At 57.7% G+C, this 17,795-nt stretch carries 16 protein-coding genes and 1 tRNA gene; 8 read left to right on the top strand and 9 right to left on the bottom strand.

The annotated features are described in order from the left end of the window. Positions 1-4 precede the first annotated feature (4 nt). Positions 5-1,036 carry a DUF3549 family protein gene (locus tag ETC27_RS00565; RefSeq protein WP_136253049.1) on the bottom strand — a complete coding sequence of 344 codons (1,032 nt, stop codon included), beginning with the start codon at positions 1,034-1,036 and terminating at the stop codon, positions 5-7. Between the two features lie 458 nt (positions 1,037-1,494). Between ETC27_RS00565 and ETC27_RS00560 the strand changes: the two genes are divergently transcribed. The 6 genes from ETC27_RS00560 to ETC27_RS00535 all read left to right on the top strand — a co-directional run bounded on the left by ETC27_RS00560 (position 1,495) and on the right by ETC27_RS00535 (position 5,468). Beyond that, the gene (locus ETC27_RS00560) at positions 1,495-2,244 is read left to right on the top strand and encodes an amino acid ABC transporter substrate-binding protein (RefSeq protein ID WP_136253048.1); all 750 of its coding nucleotides are present in this window, start codon (positions 1,495-1,497) and stop codon (positions 2,242-2,244) included. A 12-nt stretch (positions 2,245-2,256) separates the two neighbouring features. Continuing rightward, the gene (locus ETC27_RS00555) at positions 2,257-2,931 is read left to right on the top strand and encodes an amino acid ABC transporter permease (protein ID WP_136253047.1); all 675 of its coding nucleotides are present in this window, start codon (positions 2,257-2,259) and stop codon (positions 2,929-2,931) included. Continuing rightward, positions 2,928-3,683 carry an amino acid ABC transporter ATP-binding protein gene (locus ETC27_RS00550; protein WP_136253046.1) on the top strand — a complete coding sequence of 252 codons (756 nt, stop codon included), beginning with the start codon at positions 2,928-2,930 and terminating at the stop codon, positions 3,681-3,683. Before ETC27_RS00555 ends, ETC27_RS00550 begins: the two co-directional genes overlap by 4 nt. A gap of 72 nt (positions 3,684-3,755) precedes the next feature. After that, positions 3,756-4,091, top strand: coding sequence for a YqcC family protein (locus ETC27_RS00545; protein WP_136253045.1), 336 nt, complete (start codon positions 3,756-3,758; stop codon positions 4,089-4,091). A gap of 24 nt (positions 4,092-4,115) precedes the next feature. After that, positions 4,116-4,616 (top strand): gamma-glutamylcyclotransferase family protein, encoded by a 501-nt coding sequence (locus tag ETC27_RS00540; RefSeq protein ID WP_136253044.1) that lies wholly within the window; start codon positions 4,116-4,118, stop codon positions 4,614-4,616. 213 nt (positions 4,617-4,829) lie between these two features. After that, a complete protein-coding gene (locus tag ETC27_RS00535; RefSeq protein ID WP_136253043.1) occupies positions 4,830-5,468 on the top strand; it encodes an OmpW/AlkL family protein in 639 nt (212 codons plus the stop codon). A gap of 150 nt (positions 5,469-5,618) precedes the next feature. On the opposite strand, the gene brnQ is transcribed toward ETC27_RS00535, so the two are convergent. Further along, positions 5,619-6,953 (bottom strand): branched-chain amino acid transport system II carrier protein, encoded by a 1,335-nt coding sequence (gene brnQ, locus ETC27_RS00530; RefSeq protein WP_205742654.1) that lies wholly within the window; start codon positions 6,951-6,953, stop codon positions 5,619-5,621. 177 nt (positions 6,954-7,130) lie between these two features. Continuing rightward, positions 7,131-7,739 carry an OmpW/AlkL family protein gene (locus tag ETC27_RS00525; RefSeq protein ID WP_136253042.1) on the bottom strand — a complete coding sequence of 203 codons (609 nt, stop codon included), beginning with the start codon at positions 7,737-7,739 and terminating at the stop codon, positions 7,131-7,133. Positions 7,740-8,057: 318 nt separating this feature from the next. Here ETC27_RS00525 and ETC27_RS00520 point away from each other — a divergent pair, with 318 nt between their 5' ends. After that, positions 8,058-8,348: a cyd operon YbgE family protein gene (locus ETC27_RS00520; protein WP_136253041.1), complete on the top strand. Its 291-nt coding sequence runs from the start codon at positions 8,058-8,060 to the stop codon at positions 8,346-8,348. A gap of 197 nt (positions 8,349-8,545) precedes the next feature. Here the strand turns inward: ETC27_RS00520 and putP are convergent, their stop codons facing one another. The 6 genes from putP to ETC27_RS00490 form a co-directional block, all read right to left on the bottom strand. Continuing rightward, positions 8,546-10,036: a sodium/proline symporter PutP gene (putP, locus tag ETC27_RS00515; protein ID WP_136253696.1), complete on the bottom strand. Its 1,491-nt coding sequence runs from the start codon at positions 10,034-10,036 to the stop codon at positions 8,546-8,548. A 331-nt stretch (positions 10,037-10,367) separates the two neighbouring features. Further along, complete coding sequence (gene putA / locus ETC27_RS00510) at positions 10,368-13,559, bottom strand: bifunctional proline dehydrogenase/L-glutamate gamma-semialdehyde dehydrogenase PutA (RefSeq protein WP_136253040.1); 3,192 nt, start codon at positions 13,557-13,559, stop codon at positions 10,368-10,370. Between the two features lie 284 nt (positions 13,560-13,843). Further along, positions 13,844-14,617 carry a helix-turn-helix domain-containing protein gene (locus ETC27_RS00505; protein ID WP_136253039.1) on the bottom strand — a complete coding sequence of 258 codons (774 nt, stop codon included), beginning with the start codon at positions 14,615-14,617 and terminating at the stop codon, positions 13,844-13,846. Between the two features lie 73 nt (positions 14,618-14,690). After that, a complete protein-coding gene (locus tag ETC27_RS00500; RefSeq protein ID WP_136253038.1) occupies positions 14,691-15,065 on the bottom strand; it encodes a hypothetical protein in 375 nt (124 codons plus the stop codon). A 50-nt stretch (positions 15,066-15,115) separates the two neighbouring features. Next, a tRNA-Gly gene (locus tag ETC27_RS00495) sits at positions 15,116-15,189 on the bottom strand. A 923-nt stretch (positions 15,190-16,112) separates the two neighbouring features. Next, on the bottom strand, positions 16,113-16,526 hold the full coding sequence (locus ETC27_RS00490) for a CBS domain-containing protein (RefSeq protein ID WP_136253037.1): 414 nt from the start codon (positions 16,524-16,526) through the stop codon (positions 16,113-16,115). 835 nt (positions 16,527-17,361) lie between these two features. On the opposite strand from ETC27_RS00490, the gene ETC27_RS00485 reads away from it, so the two are divergent. Further along, on the top strand, positions 17,362-17,649 hold the full coding sequence (locus tag ETC27_RS00485) for a hypothetical protein (RefSeq protein WP_136253036.1): 288 nt from the start codon (positions 17,362-17,364) through the stop codon (positions 17,647-17,649). Positions 17,650-17,795 lie beyond the last annotated feature (146 nt).

The following is a 17,795-nucleotide window of genomic DNA, read 5'->3' as shown; positions in this document are numbered from 1 at the left end:
CGGGTCAGCGGTGCAGGTTGGCTAGCCGTTGTCCAACCGGCGAGTGAGTCGCTGCATCACGCAATTGCATCAGCAGTGGCAGGCGCAGCCTTGGGATCAGTGCCAGGTCTCGCACCATCGCCGTGAAGTCTACCGATGGTTGCTCAGCCAGGCGCTCAAGATAGCGCGGCAGCCGCTGAGCATCTTCTAGGTGCTCCCAGCCTCGTGCCGCAATGGCCGCGAGCAGGTCAGGGCCACAGGCGGCAGGGTCGTCGAGTAACTCGCCATACCAGTTGCCGACACTGTCGTCCTGGCTTGCGCCTATCGCTCGCACGCACGCACAGAACGTCTCGATATCAGCTTCGCGCGCCGCCTTTTCGCCGCGAGCGCGTAGGCTCATAATCAGTTCGATGTCCAGTTCAACATGTTCAAGGCAGTAGCACAGTGAGTGCAATACTTCCTTGGGTAGTGCTGGCAAACGCTTGGCAAGCGCATGAGCCTGGTCGGCATCGTGGTGTGTTGCGAAGTCTGCGAGTCCCTGAAGGCCGAGTGCCTGCCATTGGCTTTCTGACGCAGTGTCTTGCGCGTCGGTCAGGTAATTTTCGACAAGCTCCAGGTGCTCACTTGTCGGCCGGTTCAGGTCGTGGCTGGCGCGGGCATGCAGCATCGCTTGCAAGGGTAAAGAGGGGGTAAAGGCCAGCGGATTGTCTTTCATCAGATTGTCCACTCGGCTCTCTTCACCAAGTGTCGCTACGCTGTGGCCAAGCGTCTCAAGCAGGCGTTGGATAAAGGCGTCCCGGGGGGCGGACATCAAGTATCCCTGCTCATCCAGCGGCAGCGACAGGAACCAGGTCAGCGGTTCGGTGGCATCGCCAATAGTGAAGACGCAGGCGAATCGCGCCTGCCCTTGCCATGGCATTGACCAGGGCTGACGTTGAGCCTCGAAGGCGGCTAGCTCGTCTAGCAAACAGGGCGCCAGACGTCGACCGAGATGGTAGAGCCGTACTTGGGCGCCGCTGCGCGTGAAGAAGTCGTGAAGCGTAAAAATTGGCTGCATGGCACCTTCCCATAATCAAGCACTCACTGTATCACTTTTGGTAGGACCCTTGGCAGCCCCGGACCAGCGTAGAAGGGCTGTATTGTATAAAAATCACCCAGCTCTCGTGAGCGCCCATGACACCCCGGCAAGCCATGCTTGTCCAATGGTTATCCACAGTTCTTTGCAGGGTTTCTGTGCATGACGAGTACTTGGTGATAACAGACCCGCTCAGTGAGGTGCATGCCATGCGCTTCCGGTCGTGTTAAGAGGCGGGTGAAAGAGAGGGGAGAAGAGGGAGAAGAGGGAGAAGGTTGCAGGGGAGAAGTAGCGTATGCCTTGGGCGTAGATAGTCAGGCTCGATTGGTCGTAGTGAGCTTGCGTCGTTAGCCTATGTTCCAAAGGGTAATAAGCTTTATAATCACTTATTACCTAATAATCTTTTTGCACATATCTCAAGCACACTTTAGGAGAGCCACATGCTGCGTGCCTTCCCACTTTCCCTCTTGGCTGCCGTTGCACTCGCCACCGCAGGATTGGCTCAGGCAGATGATCCGCTCAGGGTAGGGATGTCCGGAGGATATTTCCCTTTCACGTTCGTCGAGCAGGATGAGCTCAAGGGCTTCGAGGTGGATGTGATGGAAGCTGTCGCCGAAGAGATGGGCGTTGAAGTCACGTTCGTGACTGCCAACTTCTCCGGCCTGTTCGGTATGCTCGAGTCAGGTCGGATCGACACCATTGCCAACCAGATCACGATTACCGATGAGCGCGAGGCCAAGTACCGTTTCACCGAGCCCTACGTTTATGACGGTGCTCAGGTGGTGGTCAAGCGTGGCAACGACAGCATTCAAGGCGTCGAAGATCTTCGTGGCAAGTCGGTGGCAGTCAATCTGGGGTCGAATTACGAATCACTGCTTGAGGATTTGCCCTATGCCGATGAAATCGACATTCGCACCTACGAGAGCAATATCGAGCAGGATACGGCGCTCGGCCGGGTCGATGCCTTCGTCATGGATCGCGTCAGTGCCAGTCAGGTAATCAAGGAAAAACCGTTGCCGCTGGCGCTCGCTGGCCAGCCGTTTTCACAGATTCGCAACGCCCTACCGTTCCGGGAAGACGATGCGGAACTTCGTGACCGTGTTAACTCGGCTGTTGCGGCGTTGCGTGATGATGGCTCGTTGAAGGCGATCTCCGAGCGGTGGTTCGGCACCGACATCACTCGCCCGTAACCGGGAGTCATGATGAATCTGCTCGACCTTGATTACATGCTGGGGCTGGTGCCGGTACTGCTGAGCTATTTGCCCCTGACGCTGGAAATGGCCGCAGCCGGTATGGTGCTTGCTCTGATCCTCGCCTGTCTGCTGGCCGTGATTCGCGTGCTGGCGATTCCGGGGCTGAATGCAGCAACGATCCTGTTCATCTCTTTCTTTCGCGGTACACCGCTTTTGGTGCAGCTCTTCCTGTTCTATTACGGGCTGCCTCAGGTGTTCAGTGCGTTGACCGAGATCAACGGGGTGACGGCGACTATCCTGGGGCTTACCCTGCACTTCTCTGCATACATGGCGGAGTCGATTCGTGCCGCTATCATCGGGGTAGACCGCAGCCAGACCGAGGCGGCGCTGTCGGTCGGTATGACCAATGCGCAGCTGATGCGTCGCATCGTACTGCCCCAGGCGACCCGTATTGCGGTGCCGACACTGATGAATTATTTCATCGACATGATCAAGGCCACCTCGCTGGCTTTTACTCTGGGCGTGACGGAACTGATGGGGGCCACTCAGAAAGAGGCCGCCGGTAGCTTCCTCTATTTTGAGGCCTTCATTACGGTAGCGATTATCTACTGGGGAATCGTCGAGCTGTTGGCTTGGCTGCAGCGGCGCCTAGAAGCACGTTTCAACGAGGCCTATCAACGATGATGGTGGTAGAAGGACTGTTCAAACGCTTTAAAGGCGGAGTTGTGCTCAATGGCATTGACCTGGAGATCAAGCAAGGCGAAATCATCGTCGTGATTGGTCCGTCGGGGACAGGAAAGTCGACGCTGCTTCGCTGTCTGAATTTCCTCGAGCGGCCTGATGCGGGGCGAATTCGCATTGGCGATCTCGACGTTGATGCTGCTCGTCCCCGCAAGGCGGATATCCTGGCACTGCGTCGCTGCACTGCCTTCGTCTTTCAGAACTATGCCCTGTTCGCCAACAAGACAGCGCTGGAGAACGTTGCCGAAGGCCTGATCGTAGTCAATCGCTGGCCAAAGGGCAGGGCGCATGCCCGCGCCAGGGAAATTCTCGAACGCATCGGCCTTGACGATAAGGCGGATGCCTATCCCGCCTCGCTTTCTGGAGGCCAGCAGCAGCGCGTGGGAATCGGGCGCGCCATGGCGGCTCAAGCGGAGGTGATCTTGTTCGATGAGCCGACGTCGTCGCTGGATCCTGAGTGGGTCGAGGAAGTGCTCGGGCTGATGAAGCAGCTGGCCGCCGAACGTCAAACCATGCTGGTGGTGACTCATGAGATGGCCTTTGCGCGCGACGTAGCCGATAGGGTCATCTTCATGGAGGGCGGTCGCATTGTCGAACAGGGACCGCCTTCAGCGCTTTTCTCGACGCCTCGTGATCCTCGCACCCGAGATTTTCTGCGCAAGGTGCTGTCGAGTCAGGCGCCATTGGAGAGTTAGAGGTCTGACGACTGGCCAAGGCTAGGTTTGCCCGGGATAATGGCGAGTTTTGGTGTTGAATCGGGAGAGACTATGAGTGTTCATCAACAGCTAGACGAAGCGGTTCGCCGCCTGGAAGCGACCCTCAAGGCAACGGATCTTTGGAGGGTGGAAGAGCCCTCGGCCGAGGCACTGGCCAGCGAGCAACCGTTCTGTGTTGATTCCATGTCCCTGCCGCAATGGCTACGCTTCGTATTCATCGCCCGCCTCGATACCATGATTGCAGAAGAAGCGGTACTCCCCGCGAGCTGCAGCGTGGCGCCGGCAGCCGACCTGTATCTCAAGCAGGAACAGGCGCGTGCCGGCGATCGCCTGCTGGTCGTTAAGGCCATAGAGGAAGTCGATCAGGTGATCAACGAGGCCTCCTGAGGTCGCCAATATCAGGAGAGCTGCATGCCCTATTACTTTGCCTATGGCAGCAACATGAATGTGGCGCGGGTCGATGCCCGAATCGGTGAGACCCGTCGTGCGTTGGCCGGCGTGTTGGAAGACTACCGGCTGAGCTTCGACAAGGCGTCCAAAGTGCCCGGCATTGCCCATGCCAATGTCCATCCGGCCGAGGGACGCCGGGTCGAGGGAGCACTCTTCGAGTTGACTCATCCTGATCAGATCATGTTGATGGATCCCTTCGAAGGACATCCCCATGATTACACCCGGGTGCGTGCGTCGGTGCTCACCGCTGAAGGCGCTATCGAAGCCTGGGTGTATGTTGCTCAGCCGGAGCGAACCGGAGACGCATTGCGGCCGGCGCGTGAGTATCTTGCGCACTTGCTGGCGGGGCAGGCCTTTCTGTCGGTGGAGTATCATGCTGCACTGGAACGGGTCGACGCCGTGGATGACCTGGACGATCACAGCCTCGTGGCACTGGGGCTGCATCGCCACACGCCGCGCTGATCCCTTGTCGACCCTATTCCTTCTTGTTTATCTCTTTTTCTGATGTTCCCAATTAGCGTTTCGCGGTGAAGCGGCATGGGGCGCATTGTCGCACCCCTGGCTCGGTGCCGCCGGGTCTTGCGCTGTGTCAATATTCGCCTTGTTCTCGTTGAGTAGACTCGTGATGACTTTTTCGGCAGCCATGGTTGCCCCGACAGCAAAAGGAATCGAGTCATGCGTTATTCTGCCTTCGCCGCCGTTCTCGCCTCTGGCCTGGTGGCCGCCAGTGCCCTTTCTTCAAGTGACGTGCTCGCTGCGGATGCCAGCTATGGGGCCGGGGATATCTTCACTCGCCTCGGCGTCGCCAAGGTGACGCCCAAGAGCGACAACGGTACTATCGCGAATGGCGCTTACGATGTGGATGTGCAGAGCAAAACTGCTGGCGCCTTCACACTGGGTTATCGGTTCACCGACAAGCTGGGCGTCGAGCTGCTGGCCGCCGAACGCTTCGAGCATGACATCGAGCTGAATGGGGCTAATCTGGCCTCGACCAAGCACCTGCCGCCGACTCTGACGCTTCAGTACTATCCGTTGGGGGGCACCCAGGCCCGCGTACAGCCTTATGCCGGCATCGGTGTCAACTACACCATCTTCTCCGACGAGCAGCTCGACATCGGCACGCTGGAACTCGAGAATTCCTGGGGCGCTGCCGGCCAGGTCGGTGTTGATTTGTTGATCGATGAGCATTGGGCCCTCAACGCCGCCGCTTGGTATCTGGACATCGACACCGATGCCAAGGTGGGTGGCAGCGATGTAGGCACCGTCGAGATCGACCCGGTGGTGGTGATGGGCGGTATCAGTTACCGCTTCTGAGCTGCCTGCCATAGCGGCACGTAATGGCCTGCTTTAACGACGACGCCCGCTTCCTATGGGAAGCGGGCGTCTTGCGTTGGACCTCTTTATCACTATGGCACGGTCAGCGCTTGTACATGCTGCATGCACCTAAAGGCCCGTTTGATGGCTTCAGTCGGCGAGTGCCGGGTCCAGGGAGTTACCTTTACGGTGACTCAAGGCCAGGCCCAGTAGCAGGCCAACGGCGGCCGGCAGTACCCAGCCGAAACTCGTCTCGCCGAACGGCAGCATTGCCTGCAGGGTGCTGGCTGGTTTTACCAGGGCCTCGATGCCGCTGGCCGCCAAGCCGTCCAGCAGGCTGGCGGCAAAGGTCAGGCCCATCGTGGAGGAGAAGACCCGCGGCGCATCCGCCAACTGTCGGCGCAACAACGACAGGGCGATCAGGGCGATGGCTGGTGGATAAAGGGCCATTAGTACCGGCACCGAGACGCGGATCAGGCTCTCAAGCCCCTGATTGGCCACCAGGGCGGCAAAAACTCCCATGATGATGACCATCACCCGATAGGGTAGGCGAGGGAAGAGGCGATGGAAATACTCGCCGCAGGCGGTTAGCAGGCCGATCGCGGTGGTCAGGCAGGCCAGGGTGATGATCACCGCCAGCAACACAGGGCCGGCCGGGCCGAACAGCGCCTGCACATAGGTGGGAATCAGTGCGCCGTTGTCGGCGCCGGGTGCCACTTCATGACTGGTCGCGCCCATGTAGGCCAGGGGCAGGTAGACGGCGGCCAGGCAGGTGGCGGCGATTACGCCTGTCATGAGGGTGTAGCGCATCATGGTGCGGCGATCCTCGATGCCGCGGTCGCGGATGGCGCTGACGATCAGGATGCCGAAGACCAGCGAGGCCAGGGTGTCCATGGTCAGGTAGCCGTTTTCGAAACCCTGAGCGAAGGGGGCGTCGGCCCAGCTCTCGCTGACGGGTCCCAGCGGTCCTTGGGGGAAGAGCAAGGTGGCACCGGCAATTACCAACAGCAGGAAGATCAGCAGCGGGGTGATCCATTTGCCGATCACGTCTACCAGCCGGCCGGGCGATAGTGCCAGCAGGGTAGCAAGGCCAAAGAAAAGCACCGAGTGAATGGCCAGGCCGGTGCTGGGAGTCGAGTCGATGAAGGGGCGCATGCCCATCTCGAAGGCCACCGTGCCGGTGCGAGGTAGTGCGAACAAGGGGCCGATTGATAGGTAGATGCCTAGCCCGAAGAGCACCGCAGCCGCCTTGGGCAGGGGAGAGGTTAGCCGGTCCAGCCCGCCGCCGACGATGGCCACGGCGACGATGCCCAGCAGTGGCATACCCACGCCGGTTACCAGAAAGCCCAGTGCCGCGGGCCAGAAGGCAATGCCGGCACCCTGGCCGACTTGCGGCGGGAAGATGATGTTGCCGGCACCGAGGAAGAGCGCGAAGGTCATGAATCCCATCGCGAGTACCTCGAAGCCGGAAAGACGCGTTTTCACGAAGAATACCTGCGAGTTGATAGTGGAACGTTGGAAACAACGTGGGTTTTTCGGCGCGGTATTATCGTCGATACGCTTTCTCGCAGCAAAAAAAACGCCGGGCCAAAGGCCCGGCGTTGGATGCTTCTGCTCTGGATAGTCAGTGACTGCTCAGAAGCGTGAGGCTGTGCCCCTTGCTTAGAAGCGCAGGGTGATACCGCCACCGATGGTGACGGGATCAACGTCTCCGGTGCCAATGCCATTGCCGTTCAGGCTGGCATCAGCCTCGACATCGGCATAGCTCACCGAACCGTTGAGCAGTAAATAATCGGTCAAGGCGAGGTCGACCCCGACCTGACCTGTCGCGCCCCAGGAGTCATCGATATCCAGACCACTCAATTCTTCATCTGAATAGGTCGTGTAGTTGACTCCGACACCAACATACGGCTGCACCTTGCCGCCGGTGCCACCGAGTGGGTAGTAATTGGCTAGCAGGTTGACCGGCGTGCGATCCACGCTGCCGATGCCAGCCCCTCCCAGGCTCAGGTCATGCTCGAAGGGTTCGCTGCTGTTGAGCTCAACGCCAACTTTGTCCGTGAACAGGTATCCAAAACCGTAGGTAAAACCGTTCTCGTCGGACACATCAAGCTCGGCTCCACCAAGGTTGCCATTGTCCGAAGAGGGCTCGACTTGTGCGACACCGCCACGCACGAAGATATCACCGGCCTGATAGGCCATTGCCGTTTGAGTCGCCATCAAGCTGGTGGTCGCGATAATGGCGGCTGAAAGATATGTTGCTTTGTTCATGGAAGTCTCCTGATGGCTGATGAGGGTCGACGGCTATGTATGCAATGCCCGTGTCGGCTCTTTGTTGAACAAACCTAGTATAGGAAACAGTGTTTTCTTTGGCTTTAAAATTTTTCTAATGAGCCTGATAGTATTGATTGCCATAAATTATAGGCCCTACGAGATGAGTGGTTGCTTACCCGTAGTGTGTTGATGGAAAGGATTTGTAGAAGATTGGCCGCTTGCGATTAAGGGCGATTCGCCAAATGAGGTGAGTTGGTCTTGACTGGAAGGCACGAGTAAACGGTTCGGCACTGCGCGCATCGGCGAGGAGGGCATATGGATTCACGCATCGTACGTCACGTCTGGTTGCCCTTTGCTGCATTGGTATTGTCGTCGATTATCTCGGTGGTGCTGCTTTGGCGACCTGAGGTGCTCAGTAGTCTGTCCTGGGGGTGGCGCCTGCCGATGGTGATGGTGGGGGTTTGGGCCTTGGGTGCTGGCTTCATGCACGGCGTGGGGTTGACGACACATCAGCGGTGGGGGCAAAGGTTGATGGCGGGGTCCACCTGTGGGTGGGGGCTTCTAGGGTTCGCCATGTTTGTGCTGGCTAGGCTAGTCGTCAGTTGAGAGGTCAGTTTAGAGGTCAGTTGAGGGGGCAGTTGAGAGAGTCCAGCGAAAGCGAGCGAAGTACTCGGTGGTAATGTTTAGGCAAAAGGTTCTTTGGAACCGGTCTGCGGTAGCGTTAAAGCACATCTTGACGCCGGCAATAAAAAGGGCTCCCGAAGGAGCCCTTTTGCTGCGTTTTATGCGCGGTGCGCGTTCTGTTACCGATCAATCACCTTGTATTCCCCGGCATCGGCAGTCGCACTGCTGACCACGAGGATGGCAATCAAGGAAGCGATGAAGCCAGGAATAATCTCGTAGACACCCGGGCCACCCATGAATGATCCGTTCCAGCCCAGCGTAATCCAGATCATGACGGTGGCGGCACCCACGACCATGCCGGCGATAGCCCCAGCACCATTAGTGCGCGGCCACATCAGTGACAGAATGATCAGAGGACCAAAGGCCGCGCCGAAGCCTGCCCAGGCGTTACTGACCAGGCCCAGCACTTGAGAGTCTGGATCGGAGGCAATGACAACGGCTACCAGGCCAACCAGTACTACGCAGATACGTCCCACCATGACGCACTCACGATCAGTCGCTTCCTTACGCAGGAAAAGACGGTAGAAATCCTCGGTCAGTGACGAGGACGACACCAGCAACTGACTGGAGATGGTGCTCATGATCGCAGCCAGAAGCGCCGCAAAGAGGAAACCAGTGATCAGCGGATGGAACAGCAGGTTCGCCAGGATGATGAAGATGGTTTCCGGGTCTTCAACGTTCAAGCCGTTGCGTACCGCGTAAGCCCGACCAAAGATACCCAAGGATACCGCGCCGATCAGGGAGATCAGCATCCAGCTCATGCCAATGTTACGAGCGACCGGGACTTCCCGCAGCGTCCGGATAGCCATGAAGCGCACGATGATATGCGGCTGTCCGAAATAACCCAGCCCCCAGGTAACGGCAGACAGCCAGCCAATAAAGGTCAGTCCATCTGTCCAGGAGAGGAGGGTGGGGTCGACCTCCATCAGGGTCTGTGACGCCTGATCAAAACCGCCACCGCCTTCGCCGAAGAGCACCACTGCCGGCATGATCACCAGTGCCAGCATCATGATGCAGCCTTGCACGAAGTCCGTCATGCTAACGGCCAGGAAGCCACCAACCACTGTATAGACCAGCACCACGCCAAGAGTGATGATAATGCCAGCGGCGTAGTCGCTCAGGCCACCGAATGTGAAAATGCCGGCAAATGCACTTTCGAACAGTTTGCCGCCAGCCACTAGGCCAGAAGCGGTGTAAACCGCAAAGAAGATCACGATGACGATAGCCGATACCGTCCTCAGCGACATCGCCCGCGTCGGGAACCGGTTTGCCAGGAAAGACGGAATGGTAATCGCATTTCCATAGTGGACCGTCTGCTCACGCAGGCGGGGTGCCACCAGCGTCCAGTTGAAGAAAGCACCCACCAGCAGGCCGATGCCGATCCAGGCCGATCCCAGGCCAGACGCAAACATCGCGCCGGGCAAGCCCAGGAGCAGCCAGCCGCTCATATCCGAAGCGCCGGCTGATAGGGCGGCCACTTTAGGGCTGAGAGAGCGGCCACCCAGCATATAATCTTCAGAAGAAGACGTGGCCTTGCGCATTGCATAGATGCCGATGGCAACCATGAGCGCAAAGTAAGCAAATAGACTAATCCAGACACCAATAGCCATAGGGGCATTCCTCCAGTGCATTAGGACGGAACTCAATCCGACCAATTAGCGCGGTTACCGTGAAGAATCCGGTAGTGGCACGCATTGTTTTTGTAGCTTTCTTCCCTTCACGTACCTAGGCGATGATGCCGATGCTGAGCATTAACGACGGGCCGTGGGTGATACGAGGGCCGGCGATCAGATCGTTTTTCACCATATTGAGTCATCCATCTGCAGTTATTGTTGTCGAACGCCGAAATGGCCCTGCCTTGTGGGTGATAGACAAGACTCTTTCGTACGTACCCGCCAGGCGGGATGTCACCACCCCGCCTGGCAGACTCCTCGGTCCGGGTTACTCTTCACCCATCGCGAGTAGCGACGCGTTGCCGCCTAGCGCGGCTGTATTGACGGTCAGGGTTTTCTCTGTAGCGAAGCGCAACAGATAGTTCGGTCCACCGGCTTTGGGGCCCGTGCCCGAGAGACCCTGACCGCCGAAGGGCTGAACTCCCACTACTGCACCAATGATATTACGATTTACGTATACATTACCTACCCGAATTTTCTGCGCAATGTCTTCGGCGAAGGTTTCGTTGCGGCTGTGTACGCCAAACGTCAGTCCATAGCGACGATCGTTGATGGTTTGAACGACATTGTCGATGTCGCTGGCCTTGTAGCGAACGATATGCAGCACTGGGCCGAACTGCTCGCGGTCCAGAGCGTCGATGTTATCGATCTCGAAGGCGACCGGAGCGACAAACGTGCCCTGGTCGGTGTGCGACGGGTCCAAGCGGGTCTCAGCGACCAGGCGGCCTTCGCTCTTGAGCTTCTCGATGTGAGCCATCAGGCCTTTGCGCGCGTCTTCGTCGATCACTGGGCCCACATCAGTGCCCAGGTTGCGCGGATCGCCGACATGCAACTCGTCCATGGCACCCTTGAGGATCTCGATGACACGATCAGCCACATCATCCTGTAGGTAAAGCACACGCAGGGCGGAGCAGCGCTGACCGGCACTCTGGAAGGCAGACTGTACGACGTCTGCCACCACCTGCTCGGGCAGGGCGGTAGAGTCGACAATCATGGCGTTCATGCCGCCTGTCTCGGCGATCAGTGTCGGCAAGGCCGCACCGTCCCGGGCCGCCAGCGCTCGGTTGATGATCTGGGCGGTGTCAGTGCCTCCGGTAAAGACCACGCCAGTGATGCGTGGGTCGCCGCTGAGCACACTGCCCACGGTGGGGCCGTCGCCCGGCAGCAGTTGAACCACGTCGCGCGGCATGCCGGCCTCATGGAGCAGCTCGATGATGCGATTCGCCGCTAGCGAGGTCTGCTCGGCTGGTTTGGCCAGCACCGGGTTGCCTGCCACCGCGGCCGCCACGACCTGTCCGCAGAAGATGGCGATCGGGAAATTCCAGGGGCTGATCGCGGCGAAAACGCCCTTTCCTGAAAGCAGCAGTTCGTTGGATTCGCCCGTCGGTCCCGGCAGAGGGGTGGCAGTGCCAAACAGCTCCTCGGCGCGTGTCGCATAGTAGCGGCAGAAATCCACGGCCTCACGGATCTCGTCGACACCGTCGGTCAGCAGCTTGCCCCCTTCGCGAGAGCAAAGTGTCATCAATTCGGCGAGGTTCTCCTCCATCAGGTCGCCCAGGCGGCGAATGATGGCGGCACGTTCGGCGACGGGGGTTTTATCCCAGCGAGGGAAAGCCGCCCAAGCGGCATCTACGGCTTTGGATGCCTGATCTTTGTTGGTCCATTGGACGCTGCCCACTTTGACTTTGCGATCGAAGGGACACAGCACATCATGGCGAGCGTCGCTGTCATCGGCGATATCGAAGGCCAGGAGCGGTTTAGCGTTGTACTCCTTGTCCATGAATTTCGCCATCTCATCCATGAGGGGCTGGTACTGGCTCTTGATATTCAAGTTTACGCCCTTGGAATTCGCACGGTTGGGCCCATAGATATCCTTGGGCAAGGGAATCCGGTTGTTGCTGAAGGTCTTGAACTGCTTAAGCGTTTCTACTGGGTGCACGCAGAGCGATTCGACCGGTACACGCGGGTCTACCAGCTGGTGGACGAAGGATGAATTGGCCCCGTTTTCCAGCAGTCGGCGAACCAGGTACGGCAGCAGGTCCTTGTGTGCCCCTACCGGTGCATAGATGCGGCAGTAGGTACCGCTGGGAGCACGTTTGAGTGCCGCATCATATAGCGCCTCGCCCATGCCGTGCAGGCGCTGGAATTCGAAGGGCCGGTTGGCCTCGTTAGCCAGCTCCAGGATGGTGCTGATGGTGTGCGCATTGTGCGTCGCAAACTGAGGGAAGATACGCCCCCGAGTGCTTTCCGACAGAAGGAAGTTAGCGCAGACCAGGTAGGCAACATCAGTGCTGGCTTTGCGGGTATAGACCGGATAACCCTCGACGCCGATCTGCTGGCATTCCTTGACCTCGGTATCCCAGTAGGCGCCCTTGACCAGACGCATCGGGATTTCATCTCCCTGCTCGTCAGCCAGGCGATTAAGGTAGTGAAGTACCGGCAGTGCCCGCTTGGAATAGGCCTGCACGACCAGGCCAAACTTGCCCCAGCCCTGGCAGGTATCGCTTTCGTAGATGGCACGGAAAACTTCCAGCGATAGCTCCAGACGGTCGACTTCCTCGGCATCGATGGTCATGGCGACATCACGCTCACGCGCCATGGCGGCCAGTTCACGCACGGTGCCTACAAGCTCTTCGAGTACCTGTTCACGCCGGCCAAATTCATAGCGCGGGTGCAAGGCCGAGAGTTTGATGGAGATCGAAGGTGATGGCGTCTTGGCTGACAGCTTCTTGCTGGTCTTGCCAACGCTCTTGATGGCATCGGCATAGGAGTCGAAGTAGCGCTTGGCATCCTGGCGGGTGCGGGCGGCTTCACCCAGCATGTCATAGGAGTAGGTGTACCCCTTGTCGAGCATCGGCCCGGAGCGCTTCAGGGCTTCTTCTATATCGCGGCCGAGCACGAACTGCTTGCCCATGATCTTCATCGCTTCGTACATGGCGCGGCGAATGACCGGCTCACCCATACGGTTGACGAGCTTATTGATGAAGTTTGCGGGCCTGCCTTCCTTGGGCTTATCCATGTTAATGACCCGGCCGGTCATCAAAAGGCCCCAGGTAGACGCGTTAACGAACCAGGACTCACTCTTGCCAACGTAGGCCTTCCAGTCTGCCGGGCCAAGCTTGTCGTCGATCAGGGCATCTGCCGTGGCCTTGTCGGGAATGCGCAGCATGGCCTCGGCGAGACACATCAGCATCAGGCCCTCGTGGGTATCGAGGCTGTACTGCTGGAGTAGCTCATCAATGGAGTCTACCGCTGTATCCATCTCCCGGACGTCGCGCACAAGCTCAGCAGCTTGGTCGGCCGTTCGCTTGAATTCGGCTTCGTCGGCAGACAAGAACTCCACGAGTTCACCCACAAAGGTGTCTTCATCAACAATGTAATGGTCGCTGATGCGGGCAAATAGCGTATCCAGGTCCTGCTTCCAAATGGTGCTATCCAGCATGTTGTTAGCGTTGAGCATTATGAATATCCCATAACAATACGTGACCGGGCGGCATTGCCGACATGACATCAAAGGCCTGCGTTGCTAGCAGGAGCCCGGCTGGTGAAGCGTGGCCCAAGAAACGTTGAATCAGGCGTGAGCTGTTCGTGGCCGTTTCATGACTGGATGAATGTAGTGATGCACGAGGCATGCGTCTTGTGAATTTCCCGGCTTGATTTGTCAAAAAACGGGAAAGGTTGCAGGCCTGTATCCAGACGTAGAGTTGGGGTTATGTCTTAACGCTTAACGTCAACAATGGTCGGCTACGCTTGACGACGCAAGGCGCTGGGGGGATGCCCAAAGCTGCGGCGAAAGGCATGCGACAGTGAACTTTGCGAAGAAAACCCCGTTTGATCAGCAATTTGCGACAACGGAATGCGCGTTGAAAGGAGGAGGTGCTGGGCAGCGCGCAGGCGCTTGGTCAACAGGTATTGATAGGGAGTGATGCCGGTCTGTTGGCGGAAACAGTCATTGAAATGTGCCTCGCTCAGGCAGGCATGGCGAGCCAGATCGGCGACACCTAGGCGCTGGGAAAGGTGCCGCTGGATGTAATGATCCAGTGAGGCCAGGTTGATGCGCTGCTGGCCGCTGCGTGTCTCTCGAGCAGACGGCTGTCGCACGTTCAAACACGATAGAAAGGTGGCCACCATCAGTTCGTGGTGTGCCAGCGGCTGCGGCATTTCGTGCTCCTGACGGCCTAGTTCCTGCACCAAGAATTCCAGATAGCGCGTGAGCGCGGTATCCAAAGAGAAGAAGTGTGGGGCATCGAACAGGCGGGCAAACGCATGGTGCTGGTCTGCCAGGGGGTAAGACGTGGATGGCAGGTTCAGGATCAGGTGGCGATTGACGCCCACTCCTTCGTAATAATGCACGTGGTTCGCCGGCACAATGCATCCCGAAAGGGGGGCGATGGACCCGCCTAGCCCTTCGATCTCGAACTCGGCATTGCCATCAACGCCGATAACGATCTGGTGAAAGTCATGATGATGATGCTTGGTCGTGGTATCGAGCGGGACGAGGTGAAGGGCGCTGGGCATCGGTTCGGCTCTCCCGGCAAAGTAAACCGCTAAGCTTGCTGTTTACGCCGACGTAACGGGGAAGGCTTCGGCGTCAGTGTTCTTGTTTTCTTGCTTCTCGCAAGGCGGTCCTGGCGGCTAGGTGGTCACGTAGCGCCTTGAGGTCTTCTCTTCCGCTGCGGGAAAAAAGCGATCCCCCTTGAGCGGCCTGCCAAGGACGCCCGTGCTCTTCCATCAGGTGTTGGGCGCGGCGGCGTACACCTTCGAGGAACTCGTCATGACGGACAGGGTAGCCAATCACGGTATGCCACTCGGTATCACTTAGGGTGCCGGCGAGCGCTTTGTCGAAAAGCGATAATAGATCATGAGCTTCTGTGCGGTAGCGCGGCGTACGAGTCAGCATCATGATGCCGACCATGCTACCGATAACCAGGAAGCAAACGGCAAAAATCAGCAGAAAAATCGCCATATTCAAGGCTCGATGAGGAACGAAATCGTGCAGAGGGGCGTGGCATCTTATGGAGCGGGTGAAGGGGATCGAACCCTCGTCTTAAGCTTGGGAAGCTTCTGCTCTACCATTGAGCTACACCCGCGAGTCAAATTTGATAGTAAATCCAAGAGCTTATCTGATGCAAGTTGTCTTACCTTTTTCTCTATTTTTCCCTGTAAGTGCTTGTTTTGCGGTTTTTCAATGAGACTGTAGAGCGGCCCTTCGCTCGGCGTGTTGGGTTTTAAGCCGCGACGAGATTGTGCATAGCGGATTAGCCCAGGATAGGGTTGTTCACGTCGCCACCCACTACCATCGCGGGGAGTGCCACGAGCCAGAATCGCAGGGGCAGGTTAGCTCTAGCTATGGCAATAATCGAGAAGCTTGATGCCAACACGCAAGGGCGAGACTTCCTGGTTGGCGACATTCACGGCTAGTGTGGCTTGCTGGTGGAGGCTATGGCCCGAGTGGCGTTCGACACGTCCGGGATCGGCTCTTCAGCGTGGGGGAGATACAACCTGTCGCGAGCATCGATGCTGTAGAGGTGGGGCACACCATTGTTGGTACCCCGGCCACGCTGGGCGATGTGCATTATATCGATACCGGCACCTTCATGTCGGGACGCTTGGCACAGATAGGTGCGCGGGACGTGCTGGATACTGTGCAGCAGATCAAAGGCCACCAGCCTTTGCTGCAAAGAAGGCCCACCACAAATTTTTTTGAATTGGTACGGATAGTTTTCGAGAGCATGCGGTCACAGTGGGTGAGTACCAATTCCTAGGTGATAGCAGTCGCGATAGGAGTGATTACTCAGGTTTCGATTCTTGACCGCCATGCGTTTTCGCATGGCGTTTTTTTTGTGTGGGTGGTGGAGCCTCTATCGTGAAGGCTTTGCCCTGTGGCGCCCTGGTTTCCAGCGCGCTGCGATGAGAGAGGCATCAACGGACACGGCCCGGCCTTTTAAAGAAGGCCGGGCCGTGTCCATTGATGCGGTGTTTAGGTGCGAATTCAGAAGCCGTGTTGGGGCGCCTAGTGATTTCCGCCACGCATTTTCAGAATGGCGCCGAGGATGTCGCGGCGGGTGACGATGCCGACGAGCCGCTCCTGTTCCACTACGGGATAAACCTTAGGTTTAGTACCAAGCATTTCCTGAGCCAGGTCGGTGATGCTCTTGGCAGGTGTCACTGATAGCACCTCATGGCGCATCAGTTCCTTGACCAGTGGTGGTTCATCGTTGAGGTAGGCGCTCTGGAGCAGTTTGCCGAGCACATCTTGCTCTGAGATGAAGCCAATCAGGTGATCCCTGTTATCGACGACCGGCACACCGGGTAATCGATGCAGCCCCAGGCCCTTTGCCAATTGAGTGATCGACGTGTCGCCGGTCACTCGATAGCAATCGCGGGACATGATGTCGCGTATGATACTGGGCGCGTTTCGAGGCATCGTCGGTCTCCTTGCATCAACAGTGATGACATCTTGTGTCGCTTGGCGCCGGGTTGCGTCATTCCCCGGCCCACATTCCATGCAGTGCTCAACGAGTCAAGAGCCGAGCTGCAGGTTGGCCTTCAGATGGCGAAGGGCGGTTCGCGATCCCTCTTCGATGATTGGATGATAGAGGCTATCTCAAGCCCCTGCGCGGTGTTCTACTAAGATACAGCTCAGATGAAACAGTGCGACCGGGTCTCCACAATAGGGCCACAATCTCAGGCCGAGGAAGGGGCTGCTGCGCTGTTTGGTATGAGCCTGCACCTGGCCCTCGTTGCCTTGCACTCTAGCGAACGACTTAGGTCATTAAATGACACCTCGCCGTTGGCCAGGGAATCACATCCACTGTAGCGCGTCTCTCCTCAGCATAGCTGAGCTCTACTCTTGCCATTTAAATGTCGCTAAACACTCCTGCCAACGGTATACGGCGATGAAGAAGTAACAGTTGGTTCCGCCTGGGGTACGGCAGGGCAGGGGGTAGTGTTATAGGCAGGGTTACAGATCGGTGAGCTAAGCGGCCTGGCGAAAACGCCGGCAAGCCTCCTGTTCGGTAAGTGAATGAATAAGTTAATCGATATCTTTTCTTCAATAGTCATTAATAATGAAACGACCATGACAGATCGTAGGTCGTTACAGATAAAGCCCTCTTGTGTCGGTTGCGTAGTCTTTACCGCAGACCCTCCTTCGCTACCGTCTCGGTATCTGTCTCGCTCATCATCAAGGGTCTAGAAGATCGGCGTCAGGGTGGCATCGAAAGCGGAAACACCTTAACGACAAATAAAGGAGAGTCTCTATGGATGCTCGCGAATATCTTGCCAAGAAAGGCATTGAGTTGGACAAAGAAGAGGAAAAACCTCATACCCTCGAGGAACTGGCTTGGTCCAGAGCCATTGAGGCCGGGCATCATCGGCCCCGTACGGGCACGCCACACGATTGGGAAGATTGGTCCCGCTATCACGAGTCACTGGCTGAAGATGCCGACAGGCTAGAACAGAAAATCGACCCCAAGGCGCATGGTGAGGCGTTGTCTCGCGGTGAGAATGCCAAGAATACCGATGATAAAGAAACCGATGAGACCTGAGGTGGCTGAGCACTCTCTCTAAGCCCGTCTCAAAGCCCGCCCCTTGTAATTTGTTGCTTTCCTCCCCTGATTCCCGTTGTCTCCCTCCTTGCCCCCAAAGTGGGGCATTCTTCGGCACAGCCCTGTGCCGTCCAATGTTGTTGCGT

It is taken from the genome of Onishia niordana (assembly GCF_004798965.1).
GTDB classification, from domain to species: Bacteria; Pseudomonadota; Gammaproteobacteria; order Pseudomonadales; family Halomonadaceae; genus Onishia; species Onishia niordana.
This window is presented reverse-complemented; position numbering and strand designations above follow the sequence as displayed.

Bases quoted from the DNA above. Each gene is read 5' to 3' on its own strand.
- ETC27_RS00565 (WP_136253049.1), bottom strand. From the start codon at position 1,036: ATGCAGCCAATTTTTACGCTTCACGACTTCTTCACGCGCAGCGGCGCC.
- ETC27_RS00560 (WP_136253048.1), top strand. From the start codon at position 1,495: ATGCTGCGTGCCTTCCCACTTTCCCTCTTGGCTGCCGTTGCACTCGCC.
- ETC27_RS00555 (WP_136253047.1), top strand. From the start codon at position 2,257: ATGAATCTGCTCGACCTTGATTACATGCTGGGGCTGGTGCCGGTACTG.
- ETC27_RS00550 (WP_136253046.1), top strand. From the start codon at position 2,928: ATGATGGTGGTAGAAGGACTGTTCAAACGCTTTAAAGGCGGAGTTGTG.
- ETC27_RS00545 (WP_136253045.1), top strand. From the start codon at position 3,756: ATGAGTGTTCATCAACAGCTAGACGAAGCGGTTCGCCGCCTGGAAGCG.
- ETC27_RS00540 (WP_136253044.1), top strand. From the start codon at position 4,116: ATGCCCTATTACTTTGCCTATGGCAGCAACATGAATGTGGCGCGGGTC.
- ETC27_RS00535 (WP_136253043.1), top strand. From the start codon at position 4,830: ATGCGTTATTCTGCCTTCGCCGCCGTTCTCGCCTCTGGCCTGGTGGCC.
- ETC27_RS00525 (WP_136253042.1), bottom strand. From the start codon at position 7,739: ATGAACAAAGCAACATATCTTTCAGCCGCCATTATCGCGACCACCAGC.
- ETC27_RS00520 (WP_136253041.1), top strand. From the start codon at position 8,058: ATGGATTCACGCATCGTACGTCACGTCTGGTTGCCCTTTGCTGCATTG.
- putP (WP_136253696.1), bottom strand. From the start codon at position 10,036: ATGGCTATTGGTGTCTGGATTAGTCTATTTGCTTACTTTGCGCTCATG.
- putA (WP_136253040.1), bottom strand. From the start codon at position 13,559: ATGCTCAACGCTAACAACATGCTGGATAGCACCATTTGGAAGCAGGAC.
- ETC27_RS00505 (WP_136253039.1), bottom strand. From the start codon at position 14,617: ATGCCCAGCGCCCTTCACCTCGTCCCGCTCGATACCACGACCAAGCAT.
- ETC27_RS00500 (WP_136253038.1), bottom strand. From the start codon at position 15,065: ATGGCGATTTTTCTGCTGATTTTTGCCGTTTGCTTCCTGGTTATCGGT.
- ETC27_RS00490 (WP_136253037.1), bottom strand. From the start codon at position 16,526: ATGCCTCGAAACGCGCCCAGTATCATACGCGACATCATGTCCCGCGAT.
- ETC27_RS00485 (WP_136253036.1), top strand. From the start codon at position 17,362: ATGGATGCTCGCGAATATCTTGCCAAGAAAGGCATTGAGTTGGACAAA.